Annotated in this window: 11 protein-coding genes; 1 reads left to right on the top strand and 10 read right to left on the bottom strand. The window is 71.0% G+C overall.

Going from position 1 to position 17,671, the window contains the following annotated elements; genetic code table 11:
• From HDG69_RS04720 to HDG69_RS04710, 3 genes are all read right to left on the bottom strand, one after another.
• Nucleotides 1–1,614, bottom strand: a complete 1,614-nt coding sequence (locus tag HDG69_RS04720; protein ID WP_171782570.1) for a xylulokinase — start codon at nucleotides 1,612–1,614, stop codon at nucleotides 1–3.
• Nucleotides 1,615–1,702: 88 nt separating this feature from the next.
• Complete coding sequence (locus HDG69_RS04715; protein ID WP_171782569.1) at nucleotides 1,703–2,734, bottom strand: LacI family DNA-binding transcriptional regulator; 1,032 nt, start codon at nucleotides 2,732–2,734, stop codon at nucleotides 1,703–1,705.
• Nucleotides 2,735–2,766: 32 nt separating this feature from the next.
• The gene (locus HDG69_RS04710; protein WP_171782568.1) at nucleotides 2,767–3,342 is read right to left on the bottom strand and encodes a GNAT family N-acetyltransferase; all 576 of its coding nucleotides are present in this window, start codon (nucleotides 3,340–3,342) and stop codon (nucleotides 2,767–2,769) included.
• A 29-nt stretch (nucleotides 3,343–3,371) separates the two neighbouring features.
• Here HDG69_RS04710 and purU point away from each other — a divergent pair, with 29 nt between their 5' ends.
• A complete protein-coding gene (gene purU, locus HDG69_RS04705; RefSeq protein ID WP_171782567.1) occupies nucleotides 3,372–4,286 on the top strand; it encodes a formyltetrahydrofolate deformylase in 915 nt (304 codons plus the stop codon).
• Between the two features lie 20 nt (nucleotides 4,287–4,306).
• On the opposite strand, the gene HDG69_RS04700 is transcribed toward purU, so the two are convergent.
• The 7 genes from HDG69_RS04700 to pulA form a co-directional block, all read right to left on the bottom strand.
• Complete coding sequence (locus HDG69_RS04700; protein ID WP_171782566.1) at nucleotides 4,307–5,440, bottom strand: substrate-binding domain-containing protein; 1,134 nt, start codon at nucleotides 5,438–5,440, stop codon at nucleotides 4,307–4,309.
• A 97-nt stretch (nucleotides 5,441–5,537) separates the two neighbouring features.
• Nucleotides 5,538–6,293 carry an ATP-binding cassette domain-containing protein gene (locus HDG69_RS04695; protein ID WP_171782565.1) on the bottom strand — a complete coding sequence of 252 codons (756 nt, stop codon included), beginning with the start codon at nucleotides 6,291–6,293 and terminating at the stop codon, nucleotides 5,538–5,540.
• Complete coding sequence (locus HDG69_RS04690) at nucleotides 6,290–7,492, bottom strand: ROK family transcriptional regulator (RefSeq protein ID WP_425484009.1); 1,203 nt, start codon at nucleotides 7,490–7,492, stop codon at nucleotides 6,290–6,292. Before HDG69_RS04690 ends, HDG69_RS04695 begins: the two co-directional genes overlap by 4 nt.
• A 67-nt stretch (nucleotides 7,493–7,559) precedes the next feature.
• Nucleotides 7,560–8,738 carry a multiple monosaccharide ABC transporter permease gene (gene mmsB / locus HDG69_RS04685; RefSeq protein ID WP_171782564.1) on the bottom strand — a complete coding sequence of 393 codons (1,179 nt, stop codon included), beginning with the start codon at nucleotides 8,736–8,738 and terminating at the stop codon, nucleotides 7,560–7,562.
• A complete protein-coding gene (gene mmsA, locus HDG69_RS04680; RefSeq protein WP_171782563.1) occupies nucleotides 8,735–10,294 on the bottom strand; it encodes a multiple monosaccharide ABC transporter ATP-binding protein in 1,560 nt (519 codons plus the stop codon). Before mmsA ends, mmsB begins: the two co-directional genes overlap by 4 nt.
• 123 nt (nucleotides 10,295–10,417) lie before the next feature.
• Nucleotides 10,418–11,572, bottom strand: a complete 1,155-nt coding sequence (chvE, locus tag HDG69_RS04675) for a multiple monosaccharide ABC transporter substrate-binding protein (RefSeq protein WP_171782562.1) — start codon at nucleotides 11,570–11,572, stop codon at nucleotides 10,418–10,420.
• A 256-nt stretch (nucleotides 11,573–11,828) separates the two neighbouring features.
• A complete protein-coding gene (pulA, locus tag HDG69_RS04670; RefSeq protein WP_171782561.1) occupies nucleotides 11,829–17,648 on the bottom strand; it encodes a pullulanase-type alpha-1,6-glucosidase in 5,820 nt (1,939 codons plus the stop codon).
• Nucleotides 17,649–17,671: the final 23 nt, after the last annotated feature.

Raw genomic sequence — 17,671 nt, 5'->3', positions numbered from 1 at the left:
TCAGAGGGCCTGCGTCGCGGCACGCTCGACGGCGAGTCCCGCGGCGTAGCGCTCCAGGTAGGTGGCGAAGCCCGCGACGTCGTCCGCGTCCGGCTCGGCGACGTCGAGGGCGGCGTCGGCGAAGACGCGCTCGGCGAGGTAGGCGTCGAGACCGTCGGCCGCGCCGTCGGTGCAGGCGCGCGCGTAGGCGGCGAGCACGGCGATGCCCCAGGCCCCGCCCTCGCCGGCGGTCTGCCCGACGGCGACGGGTGCGCCGACGGCGGCGGCCAGCAGTCGCTGGGCGACGCCGGCGGTGCGGAACACCCCGCCGTGGGCGAACATCGTGTCGATGGCGACACCCTCGCCGTGCAGCACGCGCATGCCCAGCGCGAGGGTCCCGAACGCACCGTAGATCTGGGTCCGCATGAAGTTCGCGAGCGTCAACCGGCTGTCCGGCGTCCGCACGATCAGCGGTCGGCCCTCGTCGAGGCCGGTGATCGGCTCGCCGGCGAGGTAGTTGTAGGCGAGCAGCCCGCCGCCGTCGGGGGCGCCGTCCAGCGCGGCACGGAACAGGGCTCCGAAGACGTCGTCGGCCGCGGCGTCGTGCCCGAGGGCGGTGGCGAACTCGCCGAAGACGCCCGCCCAGGCGTCGAGCTCGCTGGCTCCGTTGTTGCAGTGCACCATCGCCACGAGGTCGCCCGCCGGGGTGGTCACGAGGTCCAGCTCGTGGTGCCTGCTGGTCAGGGGCTTCTCCAGGACGACCATCGCGAAGATCGACGTCCCGGCGCTGATGTTCCCGGTGCGGGGCGCCACCGCGTTCGTGGCGACCATGCCCGTCCCGGCGTCCCCCTCGGGCGGACAGAGCAGCACGCCGGGCTCGAGGGTTCCGGTGGGGTCCAGGAGCGCTGCCCCTTCGGCGGTCAGGTGGCCGGCGTCGGCGCCGGCGGGCAGGACCCGGGGCAGCAGGCCCTCCACCTGGAGCCCGGGGCGCTTCGCGGCGACGAGGTGGTGGAACTGCCCGAGCATGCGCTCGTCGTAGTCGCGCGTGGCGGGGTCGACCGGGAACATGCCGGAGGCGTCGCCGACCCCGAGCACGTGCTGTCCCGTCAGGGCACGGTGGACGTAGCCGGCGAGGGTCGTGAAGGAGGCGATCTGCGGCACGTGCGGCTCGTCGTCGAGGATCGCCTGGTAAAGGTGCGCGATCGACCAGCGCAACGGGATGTTGTACCCGAACAGCTCCGACAGCTCGGCAGCGGCGGGGCCGGTGCTCGTGTTGCGCCAGGTGCGGAACGGCACGAGGAGCTCGCCGTCGGCGTCGAACGGCAGGTAGCCGTGCATCATGGCGGACACCCCGAGCCCGGCGTACGTCGTGGGGCGCACGCCGTACCGCTGCTCGACGTCGGCCACCAACGCCGCGTAGGCGCCCTGCAGACCGCCGTGCACGGCGTCGAGCGAGTAGGTCCACACACCATCGACCAGCTCGTTCTCCCAGGAGGCCGAACCGGCCGCGACCGGGGCGTGGTCCGGCCCGACGAGGCAGGCCTTGATGTTGGTGGAGCCGAGCTCGATACCGAGCGTCGCCCGCCCGGAGGTGATGGCGTCGCGCACCTCGGCCGACCGGTCATGCTGCGTCATCAGGGGTCCACTCCTCGAGGAAAACGGGTCAATGCATGTTAGCGCTCACATACGGCGGATCTCAACCTGCCCCGGCCCGGCGCCACGATCAGGGGCGACGCGGCGGGCCCGTCGACGAACGGACCACCAGCTCGGGCTCGATCCGCTCCACCGCCACGGTCTCCCCCGACAACGAGGCCAGCACCATCGCCACGCAGTGCGCACCGAGCGTGGCGAACGGCTGCCGGACCGTCGTCAGGGGCGGCACGAAGTACGCCGCACCCGCGACGTCGTCGAACCCGACCACCGAGACGTCGTCCGGCACCCTGAGGCCGCGCTCCCACAACGCCCGCAGGATCCCCAGGGCGAGCTGGTCGTTGCCGGCCAGGACCGCCGTCGGGCCCTCCCCCGCCACGACCGCCTCGGCCAGGTCGCGGCCGGCCTGGTAGCCGTCCTTCGCCGACCACGAGCACGTGCGCGGCCGCGCGGGGACCACGCCGCGGGCCTCCAGGGCCTCGCGCCAGCCGGCCGCCCGCTCCCGGGCGTCGAACCAGTCCTGCGGGCCCGCCACGTGCAGCACGTCCGCGTGCCCCAGCCCGAGCAGGTGCTCCGTCGCCGCCCGGGCGCCCGCTCGCTGGTCGACCGCGACCGACATCGTCGCCGACGGCGTGGAACCCGGGGCGAGCGCCGACTCCGGGCGCTCCTCGAGGGCAGCCACCACCACCACCGGCACCGGCGCGCGGAACGACTCCACGGCGGCCGCGACGTCGTCGTGCGGCGCGATGACCACGATCCCGTCCACCCCCTGCGCCATGAAGTGCTCGAGCGCCTGGTGCATCGACGAGGTGTCGTAGGTCCGCAACGTCGCGACCGAGACGAAGTAGCCCCTGTCACGCGCGGCCTCCTCGACCGCGATGAGCGTGCTGGTCGGCCCGAAGAGCGCCGATCCCGTGGTCACCACGCCCAAGGTCGCCGAGCGAGACGTCGCCAGGGCCCTGGCCGCGCTGTTGCGCCGGTAACCCAGCTGCTCGATCGCCTCCTGCACCCGCTCGCGCGTCTCGCCACGGACGCTCGCGTGGCCGTTGAGGACGCGTGAGACGGTCTGGTGCGACACCCCGGCCACGGCCGCGACGTCCGCCATGGACGGCCGACCCGTGCGCCGTCCCGAGCCGCTCACGGCCGGTCGGCGGAGGTGCCTGCCGCGTCCACGGTCTGCGCGTCGACGGCGTGCAGCACCCGGCGCAGGTACGTCATCGTCAGCTGACCGGCCGCCTCGTCGTACTGCGCCTCGTAGCCGTGCTTCGTGTAGAGCGCGAGGTTGTGCTTGGAGTCCTTGCCCGTGAACGCCCAGATCTCGGTGACCTGCTCGGGCAGGTGCTCGAGGATCGCGAACATCAACGTGGTGCCCAGCCCACGCCCCTGCTGGTCCGGCGCGACGGCGAGACGGCCGAGCGTCGCCTTCTGGCCCTCGACCTCCACGCGGATGGAGCCGACCAGCCGGTGGCCCTCCCAGGCGCCGATCGTCACGATGTCCTCGCGCGCCATGTCCTCACGCAGCTCGGCCAGCGTCTGGGTCAGCGGCGGGATGTTCGGGTCGTCGTACAGCTGCGCCTCGGAGACGAAGGCCGCTCGCCGCAGCGTCAGGAGCTCGCCGGCGTGGTCGTCGGTGACCAGGGCGATCCGCGTGGGCCTGTCGGGCGCGGTGCTGCCGCTCGCTGCATCGTCCGGGACGCCAGTGGTGTCGTTCATGGCCCCATCGTGGCAGACGGTGGGCGACAATGGCGTGCGTGACCACGCAGCCGACGCCACCTTCGTCCCCGCCCTCGGGCCTGCCGGCACCGACCGGCCGCCCCACCGAGTGGGTGCTGAGCCTCTCCTGCCCCGACCGCCCCGGCATCGTGCACGCGGTGAGCGGGATGCTCGCCGACCACGACGGCAACATCACCGAGTCGCAGCAGTTCGGCAACCCGGGATCCGGCACGTTCTTCATGCGCGTGCAGGTCGAGTCGCACGCCTCGCGCGAGGAGCTGGAGGCGGCGGTCTCCGACGTCGCCGCCACCTTCGAGATGACCTGGTCGCTGGACGTGGTGGGCCGGCCGGTGCGGACGCTGGTCATGGTCTCCCGGGCAGCACACTGCCTCGTCGACCTCCTCTACCGCGAGCGTCACCAGGGGATGCCGATCGAGGTCGTGGGCGTGGTGGGCAACCACCGCGACCTGGAGGACATCGCTGCGTTCTACGACAAGCCGTTCCACCACGTCCCGGTCACGAAGGACACCAAGGTCCAGGCCGAGGACCGGCTGCGCGGGCTCGTCGACGAGCTCGACGTCGAGCTCGTCGTCCTGGCCCGCTACATGCAGATCCTCTCGGACGACCTGTGCCGCGACCTGTCCGGTCAGGTCATCAACATCCACCACTCGTTCCTGCCGTCCTTCAAGGGCGCCCGGCCCTACGCCCAGGCCCACGAGCGGGGCGTCAAGCTCATCGGCGCCACCTCGCACTACGTCACCGGCGACCTCGACGAGGGGCCGATCATCGAGCAGGACGTCGAGCGGGTCGACCACTCGCGCGCGGTCACCGACCTCGTCGCGCTCGGCGAGGACGTCGAACGGCGCACCCTGGCCCGCGCCGTACGGTGGCACGCCGAGCACCGGGTGCTGCTCGACGGCCACCGCACCGTCGTCTTCCACTGACTCCCGCCCGGCGGAGGACGTCAGGCCTCGCCGATCTCCTCGGCCGTGTAGTACCCGCTGTCGATGAGCACCTCCTGGACGTCACCGCGGTTCACGGTCGCGACGTCGAGCAGGTAGGACGGCACCATCTTGACGCCGTTGTCGTACGTGTCGGTGTCGTTGACCTCGGGCTCGCCGCCGTCCAGGTAGGCCAGCGCCGCGTCCACGGCCACCTGCGCCAGGACGCGCGTGTCCTTGAAGACCGTCGAGTACTGCATCTTGTCGCGGATCAGCTTGACCGACGCGGCCTCGGCGTCCTGCCCGGTGACGACCGGCATGCCGTCCGGGATCGTGGGGCCCCGACCGTCGAGGGCCAGCGCCGTGATCGCGCCGCGCGAGATGCCGTCGTACGGCGAGAGGATCCCGTCCAGCGGGATGTCGTCGGTGTAGAACTGCGCGAGCAGGCTCGACATCCGGTCCTGCGCCAGGTCCTTGGACCAGCGCCAGGACTCGGCCTGGACGATGTCCGTCTGGCCCGACGGCACCTCGACGACGCCGTCGTCGAGGTACGGCTGCAGCGTGTCGACCGCACCCTCCCAGAACATGTGGGCGTTGTTGTCGTCCAGCGAGCCGGCGAAGAGCTCGATGTTGTAGGGGCCCTCGTCCCCGGTGGGTTCGCCGTCCTTGTCGACGACACCGAGCCCGCGCAGCAGCGAGGTGGCCTGGGCGACGCCGACCGCGTAGTTGTCGAACGTCACGTAGTGGTCCACGCCCTCGGTGTCGAGGAGCAGGCGGTCGTAGGCGATGACCGGGATGCCCTGCGCGGCGGCGGCGTCGAGCTGGTCGCCGAGCCCGGCGCCGTCGACGGCCGCGATGATCAGCAGCTCGGCGCCGCCGTCGATCATCGCCTGCACCTGGTCGGCCTGCTTGAAGCCCGCGGTGTCGTCGCCGGCGTACTGCAGGTCGACGGAGTACCCGGCCTCCTCCAGGCCGGCGGCCAGGGTCTGGCCGTCCGTGATCCATCGTTCGGACGACTCCGTCGGCATCGCGACACCGATCGTGCCGGCGCCACCGCCGCCCTCGCTCTCCTCGCTGGAGCCCGCCCCGCAACCCGCCAGGGCGAGCGCGGCAGCCGTCCCCACGACGGCAGCACCTGCTGCCAGTCGTCGATTCATCGCGTTCCTCCGTTTCAGTCCGCCGTACCGGGCGGCGGACGCTGGTCTTCGGGCACCGGCCGCCGAATGGTCGACGGTCGACGGTCACCGAGTGGGTTCAGGCGGCTCCTGTGATCGCGGCCAGGATCGACTCGTGGCTGGCCGAGGCGGGGAAGGAGCCGTTGTTGCGTCCGTGGCGCATGACCTCGATGCGGTCCGCCACCGCACGCACGTCGTTGAGGTTGTGACTGATGAGGATCACCCCGAGCCCGAGCTCCCGCAGCCGTTCGATGTGCGTGAGCACCTCCCCGGTCTGCGCCACGGAGAGCGCCGCCGTCGGCTCGTCGAGCACGACGATCCGCGGGTCGCCGATCAGGGTGCGCGCGATCGCGACCGCCTGACGCTGCCCCGCGGACAGGTTGCGCAACGGGGTGCGTACCGACGGGATCCGCACCGTGAGGTGCTCCAGGAGGCGCCGGGTGTCGACCTCCATCTGCCCGTCACGGAGCATGCCCATCCGGTTGCGGCTCTCCTGGCCCAGGAAGACGTTGGCCGTCACGTCGAGGTTCTCGCACACCGCGAGGTCCTGGAAGACGCTCGCCACACCGAGCTCGTTGGCGGCCGACGGCGAGTGGATCGTCACGGGCCGCCCGTCGATCTCCACCTGGCCGGCATCCGGCACGAGCACGCCCGCGACGATCTTGGCGAGCGTCGACTTGCCGGCACCGTTGTCGCCGACGAGGGCCACGACCTCGTGGGACCGGACCTCCAGGTCGACCCCCACGAGCGCCTCGACCGCACCGAAGTTCTTGCTCACCTCGTGCAGGGCGAGCAGGGGCGAGCGCCGGCGCGTGCCGTCGTTGGGCAGCGTCATCCTCCCGCTCCCTCGTCGTCGGTGCTGTCGGGTCGCTCGAACAGGTCGGTGCTCGCCAGGGCGAGCGCGATCGCACCCAGGAGCTCGGCACGCAACCCTAGCGCGGCGGGCACCACGTCGGGACCACCGGACCGGCTCAGGACCGTCCGGCGGCGCATCGCCTCGCGCAACGGAGCCAGGAACGCCTCACCGGTCTCGGCGAGCTCACCGCCGACGACGACGCGCTGCGGGCCGAGCCCGGTCGCCAGCGCGGCGACGACCCCACCGACGGTCGAGCCGGCGTCGGCCACGATCTCCCGGCAGCCCGGGTCGTCCTCCTTGGTCATCCGCACCACGTCGCGCAGGGTGAGGTTGCCGTAGCTGGGGTACAGGGGTTCGAGCAGGGCCGGGCTCCCGACGACGGTCTCGAGGCACCCTCGGCTGCCGCACGCGCAGATGCGACCCGCGGGGTCGACCTGCACGTGACCGATCTCCCCGGCCGTCCCGTCGGTGCCGCGGTGGACCCGGCCGTTGACCACCAGCCCGGCGCCCACACCCTGCGAGACGTTGACGTAGAGCATGTCCTGCAGGTCCCGCCCGGCGCCGAGGGTGGACTCCGACAGCGCCCCGAGGTTGGCGTCGTTGTCCACGAAGACGGGGCGGGCGAGGCGCTTCTCCAGCACCTGGGCGATCTGGACGGAGTCCCAGCCGCGCAGCACCCCTCGCAGCCCGACCATGCCGGTGGCGGGGTTGACCGGAGCCGGCAGGCCCAGCCCGATCCCGAGCACCTCGTCCAGACCGGCACCGACCCGCTCCACCAGGTCCACGACGAGCAGGGCCACACGGTCGAGGCTGGTGTCGGGACGGTGGTCGGCCGGGAGCGGCAGGACCTGCTCGGCGAGCACCTCGTGCGAGACGTCCGCGATGGCGACCCGCAGGTGCCGGAACCCGACGACCACGCCGGCGACGAGGCCGACGCGGTGCGCCAGCGTGACGAGCTGGGCCCGCCGGCCCGAGCGCACGGTGCTGCGGACCTCGACGATCTCCCCCGCGACCAGCTCCTTGACGATCGCGGAGACGGTCGCGGCGGACAGCCCGGTGGCACCGACCAGCTCGACCTGTGTCAGCCCGCCGTGCTTCTTCACCGCGTCCACGACGCGGGCTCGGTTGGCCTCGCGCAGCGACGACTGGGATCCCGCCATGGGATGCCGTCCCTTCACGCACCGGAGTGTAGAAGACGACGGCGGGCGGGCGGGAGTGCCCCGCCTGCCCGCCGTCGTCGGTGGATCAGCGCGCGGCGGCCGCGCGACGCTTGTTCCAGATGTCGAAGGCCACGGCGAGCAGGAGCACCAGGCCCTTGATCACCTGCTGCATCGACTGCGGCACCCCCATGAGCTGCATGCCGTTGGACATGACGGCCATGATCAGACCACCGATCATCGCGCCACCGACACGGCCGATGCCGCCGGTGGTCGACGCACCACCGATGAAGCAGGCGGCGATCGCGTCGAGCTCGAACATGTTGCCGGCCGCGGGCTGCGCCGCGTTCATCCGCGAGGAGTACACGATGCCGGCCACGGAGGCCAGGAAGCCCATGTTGACGAAGATCCAGAAGTTGATCCGACGGACCTTCACACCGCTGAGCTCGGCCGCGTGGCGGTTACCGCCGACGGCGTAGATGTGCCGGCCGAAGACCGACTTCTGCATCACCAGCGCGTAGACGATGATCAGCACGGCCAGGATGATCAGCACCAGCGGCAGCCCACGGCTCTGGGACAGCTGGTAGCCGAACCACATGACGACCGCGCCGACGAGGAGGATCTTCAGGGCGAACATGGGAAGCGACTCGACGGTCTGCCGGTAGGCGATCTTGCCCTGGCGCGAACGCCACTGGCTGACGGCGTAACCGACGACGGCGATCGCGAAGATCAGCACGGTGAAGACGTCGAAGCCCGCACCGCCGAGCAGCCCGTTGGAGAACCCGTTGGCGATCTGGTAGTACGTGCCGCCGAACGGCGAGAGGGAGACGTTGTCGAGCACCAGGTACGTCATGCCACGGAAGAGCAGCATGCCCGCGAGAGAGACGATGAAGCCCGGGATACCGACATAGGCGACCCAGAACCCTTGCCACATCCCGACGAGCAGCCCGACCACGAGCGCCGCGATCACGCCCATGTACCACGGCATGCCCATCCTGATGACCACCACGGCCGAGACCGCACCGGTCAGCGCGACCACCGATCCGACGGACAGGTCGATATGCCCCGCCACGATGATCATGAGCATGCCGATGGCCAGGATCAGGATGTACGAGTACTGCAGGATGATGTTCGTCAGGTTCCCCGGGCTCAGGAAGTTCGGGTTGAGCACGGAGAACAGGACGACGATCATCGCGAACGCGATGAAGATCCCGCTCTCGCGCAGGTGCCGGGTCATGAGGTCCCGGGCTCCGGCGATGACGTTCATGAGTTCAGTTCCTTCGTGGGCAGGGGCTGGTCGCGCTCGATCGTCATGAGCTCCATGAGGCGTTCCTGGGTCGCCTCGGCGACAGGGACCTCACCGGTGATGCGACCGAAGGCCAGGGTGTAGACGCGGTCGCAGATGCCCAGCAGCTCGGGCAGCTCGGAGGAGATGACGACGACCGCCTTCCCCGCCGCGACCATCTTGTTGATGATCGTGTAGATCTCGTACTTCGCCCCGACGTCGATGCCTCGCGTGGGCTCGTCGACGATCAGCACGTCCGGGTCGGTGTACAGCCACTTGGACAGCACGACCTTCTGCTGGTTGCCGCCGGAGAGCTTGCCGACGTTGGCCAGGACGTTGGGCGTCTTGATGTTGAGGGACGCCCGGTACTCCTCGGCGACCTTCAGCTCCTCGTTGCCGTTGATCCAGCCGCCGGGCGAGATCTTGCCCAGGCCGGCCGACGACACGTTGTGACGGATGTCGTCCAGGAGGTTGAGACCGTACTGCTTGCGGTCCTCGGTGGCGTACGCGATGTGGTGGTTGATCGCCTCGGCGACGTCGCGCACCTGGATCTGCTGGCCGTTCTTGTAGATCCGGCCGCGGATGTTGCGGCCGTAGGAGCGGCCGAAGATGCTCATCGCGAGCTCGGTGCGGCCGGCGCCCATGAGCCCGGCGATCCCGACGACCTCCCCGGCACGGACGTTGAACGACGCACCGGTGATGATGTTGCGCCCGGCCTGCGTGGGGTGGTCCACGTGCCAGTCCTCGACCCGCAGGACCTCCTCGCCGATGTCCGGCGTCCGGTCGGGGTAGCGGTTCTCGAGAGAGCGCCCGACCATGCCGCGGATGATGCGGTCCTGCGTCGAGTCCGGGTCGGCCATGTCGATCGTCTCGATCGTCCGACCGTCACGGATGATGGTGGTGCGGTCGGCGATGTCGGCGATCTCGTTGAGCTTGTGCGAGATGATGATGCAGGTGATGCCCTCGTCACGCAGGTTCCGCAGCAGGTCCAGCAGGTGCGCGGAGTCGGTGTCGTTGAGCGCTGCGGTGGGCTCGTCGAGGATGAGCAGCTTGACCCGCTTCGAGAGCGCCTTGGCGATCTCGATGAGCTGCTGCTTGCCGACGCCCAGCTGGGAGACGGGCGTGGTGGGGTTCTCGTGCAGGCCCACGCGGGCGAGGAGCTCGGCGGCCCGGTGGTTCGCGCTGTCCCAGTCGATCAGACCGAACCGGTTGCGCGTCTCGTTGCCGAGGAAGATGTTCTCGGCCACGGACAGGTACGGCACCAGGGCGAGCTCCTGGTGGATGATGACGATGCCGCGGTCCTCGGAGTCGTTGATCGACCCGAACCGCATCGTGTCGCCCTCGAGGACGATGTCGCCGTCGTAGGTGCCGTGCGGGTAGACGCCCGACAGCACCTTCATGAGCGTGGACTTGCCCGCTCCGTTCTCGCCGCAGATCGCGTGGATCTCCCGCTCGGTGACGTCGAGGTCGACGCCGGCCAGCGCCTTGACGCCGGGGAACTCCTTCGTGATGGAGCGCATCTCCAGGATGGTGCTCATGTGCGCCCTCGTCCCTCCTTCTGGGGTGTGCCCGCCGCCGGCGACCCGGTGCGGAGCCCTGGCCGGGCCCGCCGCCGACGCTCGGGGGAAGCGTCGACGGCGGGCCCGGTGGTCAGGATCAGGTCACGCCTGGCCGGCGTCGATCTGGTCCTGGGTCCAGTAGCCGCTGTCGACCAGCAGCTCGGTGATGTTGTCCGCGTAGACGGTGTCGACCTCGAGGAGGTACGACGGCACGGTCTTGACGCCGTTGTCGTACGTCTCGGTGTCGTTCGCCTCGGGCTCCTCGCCGGCGAGGTACGCCTGCGCGGCGATGACGGCCTGGTCGGCGAGCTTGCGCGTGTCCTTGAAGATCGTGGACTGCTGCACACCGTCCTGGATGTACTTCACCGACGCGATCTCGGCGTCCTGACCGGTGACGACCGGCAGGCCGTCCTCGATCGTGTCGCCGCCCATGCCGGCGCCCTGGAGCGCCGTGATGATGCCGCGGGACAGGCCGTCGTACGGGGCGAGCACGCCGTGGAGCTCCTCACCACCGGTGTAGGTGGAGGTGAGCAGGTCCTCCATGCGCTTCTGCGCCCGCTCCTGCTCCCAGCGCAGCGTGGCTGCCTGGTCGAACGCGGTCTGCCCGGAAGGGACCACGAGCGAGCCGTCGTCGAAGAACGGCTGGAGCGTGTCCATCGCGCCGTCCCAGAAGAAGTTCGCGTTGTTGTCGTCCGGCGAGCCGGCGAAGAGCTCGATGTTGAACGGGCCCTCCTCACCGGTGGGCTCGCCGGCCTCGTCGGTCAGACCGAGGCCGTAGAGCAGGGCGGTCGCCTGGGCGACGCCGACCTTGTAGTTGTCGAACGAGACGTAGAAGTCGACGTTCTCGCTGTCGCGGATCAGGCGGTCGTAGGAGATGACCGGGATCCCTGCGGCGGCGGCGGCGTCGAGCTGGCTCGTGAGGGCCGTGCCGTCGATCGCGGCGATGATGAGCGCCTCGACGCCACCGGTGATCATCGCGTCGATCTGCTGGGTCTGGACCGGGATGTCGTCGCCCGCGAACTGCAGGTCGACGTCGTAGCCGGCCTCCTCGAGTCCCGCCTGCACGGCGTTGCCGTCGGCGATCCATCGCTCGGAGGTCTCGGTGGGCATCGCCACACCGATCGTGCCGCCCTCGGTGGCTTCACCGTCGGTGGCGTTCTCGTTGCTGCTGCCCGCACCGTCACCAGCACACGCAGTCAGGGTGAGCGCCAGCGCCGCACCTGCGGCGACCACGCCCATCTTCTTGCCGAGTCGCATCCTCGCGCTCCTTCTCGTCGTCGAGGGTCCTCCGGCGGCGACCTTCACCGTCGGCGCCCCGTCGGGGCTGGACCGCAGCCTCCCGGGAAGAAGGCCGGGGACAACATTGCTGGCTTCAAGTCTCGAAGTCAACGGGCCAGGATCACGATCTGGTCACGACATGTGAGGGATCACACCGGACATACACGGAGAAAAAGTCGCGGCCTGCCTTCGATCTGCGAAGGCAAGCCGCGACTCTTGACCGAAGTGGCTGGTCTCAGCCCTGGTCCTCCACCAGCACGGCGACCGTCCGTGCCGGCACGGCGACCGTCCCGGTGCCCGCGTCCCAGGCGGTCTCGCGCACGACGGCGTCGCCGCCGTCGCGCTGGACAGCCGACAGGCCGTAGTCGCGGCCGGCGAGGCCGTCCACCGCCACCGTCACGGGGTCCGGCGAGGCGTTGAAGACGGTCAGCACCCCGTCCAGATCCGGGTCGACGTCGGTACCGACGGTGTCGTCGATCGACATGACGATCACCCCCGGCACGGCGTCCGGACCGGAGGCCGGGAACGTCACCTTCTCGGAGATGAGCTCGGCGGACCCCAGCCGGAACAGGTCCGTGGAGCCGCGCAGCTCCAGCAGCTCCCGTGCCCGCCCGGAGGCCTCGGCGATGTGCGCCGGCTCCGGTGTGAGCGCCGGGTCGGCCAGCAGCGGCGCCATGAGCGGCCACTTCTCCTCGTTGTCGGCCGCCATCGGCAGGCCACGGGCGAACCCGTTGTCCTGACCCGTCCAGTCGATCGCGTTGAACCAGTCGCCCGAGTCGTAGGAGTTGCGGTCCAGCGACTTCGACCGCAGCAGGTCCGTCCCCGCGTGCCAGAACGACGGCGTCTGCGCGAGCGCCGCCGTCGCCAGCGACAGCGTGTTCATCCGTACCCGGTCGTCCATCGACGTCGCCTGCGGGAGCTTGAGCGCCAGCAGGTCGAACAGCGTCTCGTTGTCGTGGGCGTCGACGTAGGTGACGACCTCCTCCGGGGAGTCGGCGTACCCGGCCGGCGAGCCCCGGTAGTCGAGGTCCTCGCCCCGCGTGGGCTCGCCGTCGGAGGCGACGAACGAGAACTCGCGCAGGTTGCCGGCCAGCCCCAGACGCACGAGGTCCGTCTGGTGGGCGAGGTCGGCCTCCTCGTCCGCCCCGCCGTCGTTCACCGTGCCGGGCTCGCCCGTGCGCGCCTCACGGCCGTTCGGGTCCGTGAACAGCCCGGTCCCGAAGCCCTGCGTGAAGGTCGACGCCCCGTCGACCGGGGACCCGCCGTGCACGGCGTCGCGGAGCCGGTCGGAGAACGTCCCGATGCCGGTGCCTCCCAGGTTGCCCTGGGTGGCCTGCTCGAAGAGGGCGCCGTCGGCGACCTCGCCGAAGTTCCAACCCTCGCCGTACAGGTACACCGCCGACCCGTCCACGCCGTCCTCGGCCACCGTGAGGTCGTCGAGGGCCTCGCGCACCGCGAGCATGTTCGCCCGGGAGTGGTGCCCCATGAGGTCGAAGCGGAACCCGTCGACCTTGTAGTCCCGGGCCCAGGTGACGACCGAGTCCACCATGAGCTTCTCGGCCAGGGCATGCTCCGTGGCGACGTTCTGGCAGCAGGTGCTGGTCTCGACCGCCCCGGTGATCGGGTTCTGCCGGTGGTAGTAGCCCGGCACCACACGGTCGAGCACGCTCTTCGCGTCCTGGCCGCTGGCCGCCGTGTGGTTGAACACCTGGTCCAGCACCACCTGCAGTCCGGCGTCGTGCAGCGAGCCCACCATCGTGCGGAACTCCGCGACCCGGGCGCCGCCGTCGGCGTCCACCGCGTACGAGCCCTCCGGCGTCGTGAAGTGGTAGGGGTCGTAGCCCCAGTTGAAGCCGTCGGTCGCCTGCACGGCCGCCACCGCGGCCTGCTGCTCGGTGGAGTCCGGCGCGAACCCGGACAGGTCACCGGTGGTCTCCTGGTCGGCGCGCGCCTCGGGGATGGTGGCGATGTCGAACGTCGGCAGCAGGTGCACCGTGGTCAGGCCGGCCTCGGCCAGCCCGCGCAGGTGGGACATGCCGTCGGAGGCGTCCTCGGCGAACGCGAGGTACGTCCCGCGGACGTCCTCGGGCACCGTGGCGTCGGCGATCGAGAAGTCCCGCACGTGCAGCTCGTAGATCGTCTGGTCCACGGGCCGCTCGACGACGGGCTGGGGGGTGGTGCGCCAGACCTTCGGTTGCCACCTCTTGTCGTCGAGCCCCACGACGACGGAGTGCGTGGAGTCGAGCGTCAGCCCCACGGAGTACGGGTCCGTCACCTCGTTGACCACCACCGAACCGTGGGGTGCCACGTCCCCGGGGACGTACACCTCCACGGCGTACCGGTAGCGGGCACCGACCCACGGGTACTTCTTGTCGGTCTGCTTGCCGTCGAGCGTCCAGGAGCCGTCCGCCTGGCGAGCGGCGTCGAAGCGGTCCGGGTCGGCCTCCAGGTCGCGGCCCTCGGGCCACACCAGCAGGTCGACGTCCTGGGCCGTGGGAGCCCAGAGCGCGAACGAGGCCCACTTGCGGTTGGGATGCACGACGGCGCCGAACGTACGGTCGGCCGCAGCCTCGGCGTACAGGTCGTCGAGCACGCCCGGGACCTGCACCCCGGTCGCCGCGGTGACGACGTCATCGTCCGAGCGCACCACCAGGAGCTGGCCGGTGAGCAGCCGCTCCACCGTCTCGCGGTCCAGCGGCGCGCCGTCCGACGTCGGCACGAACGGGGCGTGGCCCGCCAGCGCCGGGAAGTCGTCGGCCACGTCGTCCGGCACGCCGTCGGCGGGCCTCAGCTCGACGGCGAGGGCGCCGTCGGGCAGGTCGCCGCCGTCAGGACCCGTGACCTGGCCGTCGGACACCCGCAGCCCGCCGGCGGGGGCGGTCCACAGCGTCCAGTCGTCCCCGGTGCCGAGGCTCTCCGGGGCCAGCACCAGCGCCTCGCGCACCCAGTGCGCGGCCTGCTGACCGACCCCGTCCAGCGGCGGGTTCGCCACGTCGATCGCCAGCTCGTGCGTGGCGAGGTCGTAGGAGAACTCCACGGTCTCGCCGTCGCCGACGCTGAAGGAGTAGTTCGCCCCGTCCCGGGCGCCGCCGACGCCGTAGTTCTCCGCCCAGCTCAGGCCGTGGGCCACCTTGGTCTCGTAGGCGCCACCGTCGAGGGCGTCGGTCGACCAGGTGTACACCCCGTCGCCGTCCGGGTCCTTGAGCCAGGTGGCGAGGCAGTCCGGCGCCCAGGCGCTCGGGCAGCCCACCTGGTCCTGGTACGAGCCGGGCAGGGTGACGATCGGCCCCTGGGCCGTGGAGGAGAAGTCCTTGCTCACCGGGTCCCAGTAGAAGGTGACCTTCCCGCCGTCGTGGGTGTACGTCGCGTTGGGACCGCCCTGTACACCTCCGACGCCGTAGTTGACGTCCCACGAGCCGTTGAGCGCGACCTTGTACTCGTAGTCGCCGGCCGGCAGGTCGAAGGTGCCCGCCCAGACGCCGTCGGGTCGCACGCTGAGGCGGGCGCTCTCGCAGTCGGGCGTCCAGTCCCCGGCGCAGCCCATCTCGCTGTTGTGGCTGCCGGGCACCGTCACCATGTCGATGTCGGGGTCGGGCCCGACCTCACCGACCGTGCCGGAGACGTCGACACCGACGGACGCGAACGTCGAGGCGGCGGCGCGGTCGCCGTCCGCGTCGACGGTCACCGCGCGGTACTCGACCAGCGTGCCCTCGCCGAGCCCGTCCACGTCGTGGAACAGCCGCGGGGTGGTGTCCTCGGCCGTGCCGAGCGGCTGCCAGTCGGTGGTGCCGACCTCCCGCCAGGCGAAGCTCGTCTCGGCCCAGGCGTCGTCGATCGCGGCCCGCACCGGGGCGGTTCCCTCGAGCGCGGCTCCCGGCGCCGGGACCTCGACGGCGATGCTGCCGTCGGTCTCGGCGCCGACGGTCCGGTCGGCGACCAGGACGACGGCGGAGGCCGCACCCACGGTGAGCGTCACCTCGCCCGAGGCATCGGCCGTCACCGGCTCCCCGTCGCCGTGCAGCACCTCGTAGTCCGCTCCCGGGGTGAGCGTCGTGAAGGTCGCCTCGCGGGCCGCCGACGTGTTGTTGACGGCGACGAGGTGCTCGATCTTCTCGTCCCGGTCGACACGGCTGAAGGCATAGACGCCCGCGCCGTCGGCGACGTGGCGCTCGACCTGAGCACCCTGCGACAGTGCCGGGTGCTCCTCGCGCAGCGCCGCGAGGGCGGCGATGTGCGTGTACAGCGGTGCGTCGGTGTCGTACCGGTCCACGCTGCCCGCGGTCTCGCCGGTCACGAGCGGCTGGTCGGCGTACGAGTCGACCTGCGTGGCGAAGAGGGTCTGACGGGCGTCCTTGTCCCCGCCGCTGCCGGCGAAGCCCTGCTCGTCGCCGTAGTAGACGACCGGCTGGCCGCGCGTGAGGTACATCAGCTCGTGGGCGAGCTCGGTGCGGGCGAGCGGGTCGTCGGTGCCGGCGAGCATGTACCCGACGCGCCCCATGTCGTGGTTGCCGAGGAACGTCGGGAGCGCGGCGGCCGAGGTCTCGGGCGTCGTGTAGCGGTCGTCGCTCGCGAACAGGTTCGCCAGGCCCTTGGCGCTGTTGCCGCTGGCGAAGCTGGTGGCGGACGCCTGGAACGCGAAGTCGAGCACGGAGCTCATCTCGGTGTCGCGCACGTACGGCGAGAGCAGGCGCGCGTCGGCGTCGTAGACCTCGCCGAACATGAAGAAGTCGTCCTTGCCCTGGGCGCGGGCGTAGTCCATGACCTCCGCCGACCAGACCTCCCAGAACTCCGGGTTGACGTGCTTGACGGTGTCGATCCGGAAGCCGTCGATCCCGAGGTCGATCCAGTCGGAGTACACCTCGACGAAGCCGTTCACGACCGTGGGGTGCTCGGTCATGAGGTCGTCGAGGCCGACGAAGTCGCCGAACGTCACCGACTCCCCGGTCCAGGTCGAGTCACCGCGGTTGTGGTAGAGCGTGGGGTCGTTGAGCCAGGCCGGGACCTTGACGTCGGCGTCCTCGGGCGCGATGACCGGCGTGTAGGGGAACGAGGTGGCGGCGTCGAGCTCCGGGAAGTCGTCGGTGCCCGCGTAGTCGGCCGGGTCGAAGACCTCGCCGGCCGCGTCGGTGTAGGGCGCCGTGGCCTGGTCGATGTAGGAGTACTCGCCCTCGGCGTAGTCGATGACGTCGGCCGTGTGGTTGGTGATGATGTCGAAGTAGACCTTGATGCCGCGGGCGTGCGCGTCCTCGATCAGCGCCTCGAGCTCCGCGTTGGTCCCCAGGTGCGGGTCGATCTGCGTGAAGTCGGTGATCCAGTAGCCGTGGTAGCCGGCGCTGGCGTCGTCACCGGTGCCCTGCACGGGGCGGTTCATGAACGACGGCGTGAGCCAGATCGCCGTCGTCCCGAGCCCCTCGATGTAGTCGAGGTGCTCGCGCAGGCCGGCGATGTCCCCGCCGTGGTAGAACCCCTTGTCCGTCGGGTCGAACCCGTGGTCGAGGGCGTCGCCGTCGAGGCCGCCGGTGTCGTTGTCCGGATCGCCGTTGGCGAACCGGTCGGTCATGACGAAGTAGAAGCGTTCGTCGGCGCCGGCCTGCCGCACGGGGGGCAGGACGATCGCGTCGTCCGCGGCGTCGTCGTACTCCCCCGCCAGGTCGAGCGGGGTGAGCGCGACACGGTGCGTGGCGTCGTCGTAGGTCACCCGCAGCCGCGCGTCGCCGCCGAGGACGAGGGGCGCGTTGGCGTCCGTACCGTCGCGGCCGTACGCCTCGTCCCACGCGCCGTCCAGGGCGACCTTGTACTCGTAGGAGCCGGCGGGGAGGTCGACATCGGCGGCGTAGAGGCCGTCGCCGGCGGCGGCGAGCCGCGTGGCCTCGCACGACGGGTCCCAGTCGGAGGCGCAGCCCAGCTCGGTCTGCAGGTCGCCGACGAGCGTCACCGTGCGTTCGTCGGCGGCGCTGGCACCGGACGCCAGCGCCAGTCCCGGGACGGCGACGGTGAGCGCCGCGAGGGCGGCGACCCCGCGGCGTCTGAGGGGTGGGCGGGAGGCACGGACCATGGAGGACTCCTTCGTCGACCGGG

Source organism: Isoptericola halotolerans, assembly GCF_013149785.1.
In the GTDB taxonomy this organism is placed as follows: Bacteria; Actinomycetota; Actinomycetes; order Actinomycetales; family Cellulomonadaceae; genus Isoptericola; species Isoptericola halotolerans.
This window is presented reverse-complemented; position numbering and strand designations above follow the sequence as displayed.